General features: G+C 65.7%; 6 protein-coding genes and 1 tRNA gene. 3 read left to right on the forward strand and 4 right to left on the reverse strand.

What is annotated here, in order from left to right; genetic code table 11:
• Nucleotides 1–534: 534 nt before the first annotated feature.
• The 3 genes from E4K65_RS46105 to E4K65_RS46115 all read right to left on the reverse strand — a co-directional run bounded on the left by E4K65_RS46105 (nt 535) and on the right by E4K65_RS46115 (nt 2,791).
• A tRNA-Val gene (locus tag E4K65_RS46105) sits at nt 535–609 on the reverse strand.
• Between the two features lie 158 nt (nt 610–767).
• Nucleotides 768–2,066 (reverse strand): coiled-coil domain-containing protein, encoded by a 1,299-nt coding sequence (locus tag E4K65_RS46110; protein ID WP_135179691.1) that lies wholly within the window; start codon nt 2,064–2,066, stop codon nt 768–770.
• 119 nt (nt 2,067–2,185) lie between these two features.
• Nucleotides 2,186–2,791: a DUF1134 domain-containing protein gene (locus tag E4K65_RS46115; RefSeq protein WP_091893924.1), complete on the reverse strand. Its 606-nt coding sequence runs from the start codon at nt 2,789–2,791 to the stop codon at nt 2,186–2,188.
• Nucleotides 2,792–2,930: 139 nt separating this feature from the next.
• Here E4K65_RS46115 and E4K65_RS46120 point away from each other — a divergent pair, with 139 nt between their 5' ends.
• The gene (locus tag E4K65_RS46120; protein WP_135179692.1) at nt 2,931–3,416 is read left to right on the forward strand and encodes a YHS domain-containing (seleno)protein; all 486 of its coding nucleotides are present in this window, start codon (nt 2,931–2,933) and stop codon (nt 3,414–3,416) included.
• Here the strand turns inward: E4K65_RS46120 and cysQ are convergent.
• Nucleotides 3,410–4,240 carry a 3'(2'),5'-bisphosphate nucleotidase CysQ gene (gene cysQ, locus E4K65_RS46125; protein WP_135179693.1) on the reverse strand — a complete coding sequence of 277 codons (831 nt, stop codon included), beginning with the start codon at nt 4,238–4,240 and terminating at the stop codon, nt 3,410–3,412. The genes E4K65_RS46120 and cysQ overlap by 7 nt on opposite strands.
• A gap of 200 nt (nt 4,241–4,440) precedes the next feature.
• Here cysQ and chpT point away from each other — a divergent pair, with 200 nt between their 5' ends.
• Together chpT and E4K65_RS46135 are read left to right on the forward strand one after the other, a co-directional pair.
• Nucleotides 4,441–5,094 (forward strand): histidine phosphotransferase ChpT, encoded by a 654-nt coding sequence (gene chpT, locus E4K65_RS46130; RefSeq protein ID WP_027548462.1) that lies wholly within the window; start codon nt 4,441–4,443, stop codon nt 5,092–5,094.
• 197 nt (nt 5,095–5,291) lie between these two features.
• The coding region (locus E4K65_RS46135; RefSeq protein WP_197969154.1) for an Hpt domain-containing protein at nt 5,292–5,587 on the forward strand (296 nt) is incomplete at its 3' end.

The raw sequence follows: 5,587 nt of genomic DNA on the forward strand, positions 1-5,587 counted from the left end.
GGCTCGAACACAGGAACTGCGAGGTAGGAGGAGCAAGCGATGACGTAACCCCATCAGCAGGTTCCAGCCGAGGTCTGCGAGAGGATGAGACGAGATGGAGGTTCGGTCTTCCCGGCGCATGCGAACACTGGTGACCCAAATGGCCCAATCGAGGCCTGTCCGCTAATGAGAACGCACGCGCGCTGATATCCATGATGGCCCGGAGAAAATGCTCCAATCAAAGGCCGGATACATTGATGCAAGACCACTCACCACCTGATCGACGAACCTCTTGCTACGCACGGCCGGACCATACATTGGGTCAGCTTCGTCGTGGCGATATTGATCTCAAATCTTGTCGCTTGGCTGTTTGCTTCGATGACCGAGAGCAGACACAAGCAACTCGCCCGCTGGATGCTCCGTTGGCTCGCTCCTGTTCGGCTGCGATTCTCTTGGGCGAGATGAGCAAGGCCTAATCGGCGCGCTTGCGTTCGACTACCGCGACAAAACGAGAACTCGGCCGGTCATGGTCGCGCGAGGTGACAAAGCTGAGGATGGTGGGCGCACAAGGGATCGAACCTTGGACCTCTCCCGTGTGAAGGGAACGCTCTCCCGCTGAGCTATGCGCCCGGGACCATCATGCCGACGGCCGGACTTTCGGCCGGCCGGCGCATCAGAGCCCGCGATTTAGAAGTGCGGGCCGGAGGTGTCAAGTTTCCAGGCGCCCCGAGCCTGGAAAACCTTCCCCAGATCGCGCAACCCGGCTGCGAGGCCGCGTTTTGGCCGGCTTACGCGCCCTGCTGGCGGGCGCGGGAGGCGTGGGCCTGGAGCGCGCGGATGCGCTCGGCGAGCGTTCCGCCACCCTCGGGCAGGGTCCCTGCGGCCGCGCCGTTCGTCGCGGCGTCGTTGGCCGGGCGCGGCGCCGGCTTCGGCGGCTGGCCGGCCTCGGCCGCAAGCAAGGCCTCGATCGGCGAGTTCGGGCCCTCGAGCTGCATCGCCAGCTTTGCGACCTCGGCGGCGATGTCGTTGATGCGCTCGCGCAGCAGCGCGTTCTCCATGCGCTCGGTCGCCCAGGAGCTTTCCGCCTGCTGCTGGATCGCGTTGATGTCGCGCTGGAGTTTGGCGCGCTCGTCGCGCGCGGTGCGGAGCTGCTCCTCCAGCGCGGTCTTTTCCGCGCGGAGCTGCTCCACGGCGGCCGACGACTTGCCGCCGCTCAATGCGGCGATCTCGACGCGCAATTCCTTGATGGTGCGCTCGGAGCCATCGCTCGCCTGGCGGAGCTGGTTGTTCTCGTAGTCGCGCTCGGCGAGCAGCTTGCCTTGCGTGGCGAGGCGCCCCTCGAGGTCGGCGACGCGGCCCGAGAGCATCTCGGCCTCCTTCACCTGCACGATGAGCTGGCGATCGAGCTCGGTGACGCGCTGGCTCAGATTTTCGACGCGGCCGCGTGCATCCCCAAGCTCGCGCGAGGCGGTCTCGGATTCGGTACGCTCCTGCGTCAGCCGGGCCTGCGTCGCGGCAAACTCCTTCTCGGCGTCGCCGACGCGGTTCTTCAGCTCCTCGATCTGCGCGCGCACCGCGACCAGCTCGACCTGGCGGCTCTCCGCCATCATCGAGCGGTTCGACAGTTCGGAGTTGATCTTCGCGAGCTCGCCCCGCTTGTCGGTCAGCGCATTCTCGGCGGCGCGCAGGGCTTCGGTCTTGGCGTTGAATTCCTCTTCGGTGGCGCGGAGCTGCTCCTTCACCGCCTTCTCGCGCGCCTCCAGCGCGAAGATCGTGGCGTTCTTCTCGCCGAGCTCGATCTTCATGCGGTTGATGGCGTCGCTCTTCTTGCCGAGTTCGGCGAGCTGGCTCGTGGTCTTGTTCTTGAGCTGGTCGACGCTCATCTCGAGCCGTCGCGCCGACATGGCGAATTCGGCGCGGAGCTGGTCCTTGTCGGCCTGGATCTCGGCCATCGACAGCGGGGTGGCGGCCTCGAGCCGGCGCGTGGTCAGGCGCACCGCGCGGTTATGCACCAGCGGCACGATGGCAAGCCCGCACAGCATCGCGAGCAGGAAACCGATCGCCAGGTACATGATCGGTTCGACCATGGGCCAGAACTCCCAAAGCTAAGGAAAAATTTACCAACGACAATGCATGGCGGGCCGGCAAAAAGCCAGCCCCGCCCTGTTGTTAACGTGAATCCGGAATTGGACCGGTGGAGGGGAGTCTAGAACGGGTTCCAGGTCGCGCGAGGCGTGTATTTCAGGTAGCCAATATTGGCTCCCAGCCGCAGGCCGAGTCCGGAGCGGATCGGCACCAGCACGATGTTGTTGGCGGTGAGCGCCGTCATGCCGAAGCCGCCGATGATATAGGCCGAGCCGTCGAGGCCGGCGAAGCGCTGGTAGATCGCGTTGGTGGCGGGCAGGTTGTAGACCAGCGTCATGGTGCGCGCGCCGTCGCCGCCCCAGTCGAAGCCGAGCGAGGGGCCCTGCCAGTAGACGCGCAGGTCGCCGGCGTTCTTGGTGTAGAGCGTGCCTTCGCCATAGCGCAGGCCGGCGACGAAGGCGCCGGAGCCTTCCTCACCCAGAATATAGCCGTTCGGCAGGCCCCATTGGCTGACCGCCTTCTCGATGATCGAGGCGAGCCCGCGCGAGACGTTGCCGAAGAAGCGGTGACCGGCCGTCACGAGCTCGTCCGGCCCATAGGTGTTAGGCGTCGGGGACCGCTGCGGCGGCGGCAGGTTGGGCGGCGGCGCCTGCTGGGCGGAGGCCGGCACGATCCAGCCGACCATCGCGGCGAGCGCGAGCGCAGCAAGGCGTGATGCGAAAGTCATAAAAGAACCCCTGGTATCGAATCCGATCGCTTCCTTAACCTGACGCCAACAGGCACGGCTCTAGGTTGCGCCGAATGTCCCCTCGACTCGGATGTTATCCGCAGCAACTATGACGGCACAACGGCAGGAAGATAGCCCTTTGCGCCCCGGAATTGCCTTGTTCGGCCGCCTCGTCTGCCTCCTGACGGGCATTTGGATGGTGTGCGCATGGTTGCCGGCCCAGGCTGCCACCACCGAACGGATCGTCGTCAATCGCTTCAGCGGCGTCGCCATCGAGGGCTTCGACCCCGTCGCTTATTTCGTCGATGGCAGCGCCGCGCAGGGGACGGCCGAGTTCGAAGCCAACCTCTGGGGCGCGGTCTGGCGCTTCCGGAACGAGGGCAACCGGGCCTCCTTCCTGGCCCATCCCGAGATCTATGGACCGCAGTTCGGCGGCTATGACCCTGCCGACATCGCCCGCGGCGTCACCATCGCCGGCAACCCCCGCTTCTTCGCGATCGTGGCGCAGCGGCTTTACCTGTTCAGCCGGGAAGCCAATCGCGACGCCTTCGCCGCCAACCCGGAGCGCTTCCTCTACGAAGTCGGCAAGCGCTGGCCGGCGCTTCAGGAGCAGCTCAGTCAGTAGCAGCCGACCGCCTGCGGGTCGCCCCAGGCGATGAACTCCGGGATGATGAAGCCGGTATCCTGCCGCTGGCCGAAGCGGATCTCGCCGCCCTTGCCGTCGGTGACCTTGCCGCCGGCCGCGGTCACGACCGCGCAGCCGGCGCCGACATCCCACTCCGAAGTGGGCCCGAAGCGGGGATAGATGTCGGCGCTGCCTTCGGCGATCCGGCCGAATTTCACGGCCGAGCCGACCGTCCTTCTGACGGCATTGGGCCTGTTATCGATGAACGCTTCGCTTTTGGGATCGCCGTGAGAGCGGCTCACCGCCGCGACCCAGGGCTCGCCCGGCGCCGGCAGCTTGCGGGTGTGGACCGGCTCGGCGGCACCGATGGTAGCGCCGTCAAACCTGACGCGCTCGGCGCCGCGGCCGACGATGCCGCGCCAGAGCAGCCCGAGTGCGGGCGCGCTGACGATGCCGAGCAGGGGCACCCCCTGAGTGACGAGGGCGAGGTTGACGGTGAACTCGTCGCGGCCGGCAACGAACTCCTTGGTGCCGTCGAGCGGATCGATCAGGAAGAAGCTGTCGCGGAACGGCGGAGCGGCAAGCTGGGTCCGCTCCTCCGAGAGCGTCGGGATGTCGCCCGCCAGCTGCGCCAGGCCGTCCGCGATGATGCGGTCGGCGGCAAGGTCGGCCTCGGTCACCGGCGAGCCGTCCTGCTTGCCGTCGACCCGCATCGCCGCGCGGTTGACCGCGAGGATCGCTTCGCCCGCCTTCACCACCAGCGCGGTGAGCGGCTCCATCAGGCCGGATGCGGCCGCGCCGTCGATGATCCGCTTCACCTGCATGCCTCATTCATCGGCAATTCCGTTCCTGCTCGACTGATTCGCCCCGATTGATTCGATTGGGGCTTTATGGCCGCCCCGAACCGATCGCAAGCTAGCTGCCGCGGGCTTGCGAATGTTAGAACCTGCGGCATCCGTCAAGCATGCGTGATTCGCGGCGTCCAGCGCCGCGCAATTCCAGGAACCCTCCAGGACCCCATTATATGTCTGACGCCTCGTCGCCCGCGACCACTACTGCTCCCGATATGCTCGAACTCGCTGCGCTGCTGTGCTCGCGGGTTTGCCACGATCTCATCAGCCCCGTCGGCGCCATCGTCAACGGGCTCGAAGTCCTCGACGACGATCCCAAGCCCGAGGACCGCGAGTTCGCGCTCGACCTGATTCGCAAGAGCGCCAAGACGGCCTCCGCCCGCCTCCAGTTTTGCCGTCTCGCCTTCGGCGCGGCTGGCTCCTCCGGCGCCCAGATCGACCTCGGCGATGCCCAGACCATGGCGCGCGGCCACATCGAGGACGGCAAGTGCACGATCACGTGGAATCTGCCGCGGCTGCTGCTGCCGAAGAATCGCGTCAAGCTGCTGCTCAACATGCTGGTCGTGGCCCAGCACACGATCCCGCGCGGCGGCACGCTCACGATCGATCCGATCGGTGAGGGCGAGGCGATGAGCTTTCGCATCACCGCGGCCGGACACAATGCGCGCCTGCCGCAGAACATCGCCGAGCTCCTGAGCGGCGAGCGCGGGCCCGCTGCGGATGCGCACGCGATCCAGCCTTATTATACGCGGCTGCTCGCGCAGGCCTGCGGGCTCACCGTGACGCTCGCACCGGAAGGCGCAGCCATCATCGTTACCGCTTCGTAAACGCGCGCATCGCTCGTAAGACGTTAATCCAACCTTTACGAGGCGCTTCGGCTTGTCCGGAGCGCCTTATCTCTTTGTTGGTTCCGTTCTTTTCCACATACTCAACCATTATTAAACGCTTTGCGGTGAAGCTGGCCCCATTCCGAAATGGCGCATCACGCCTCGTGCGCGCCCTCCCTGTATGAAGGCCTGTTTTCATGGATGATCTGTTGCGGGAGTTCTTGACGGAGACCAGCGAGAGCCTGGACACCGTCGACAATCAGCTGGTGAAGTTCGAGCAGGAGCCGAACAACGCCAAGATCCTGGATAACATCTTCCGCCTGGTCCACACCATCAAGGGTACGTGCGGCTTCCTCGGCTTGCCGCGTCTGGAAGCGCTGGCGCATGCCGGCGAGACGCTGATGGGCAAATTCCGTGACGGCATGCCGGTGACGGGGCAGGCGGTGACGGTGATCCTGTCCTCGATCGACCGCATCAAGGAAATCCTCGCCGG

Origin of the sequence: Bradyrhizobium niftali, assembly GCF_004571025.1 — a bacterium.
Taxonomy (GTDB): domain Bacteria; phylum Pseudomonadota; class Alphaproteobacteria; order Rhizobiales; family Xanthobacteraceae; genus Bradyrhizobium; species Bradyrhizobium niftali.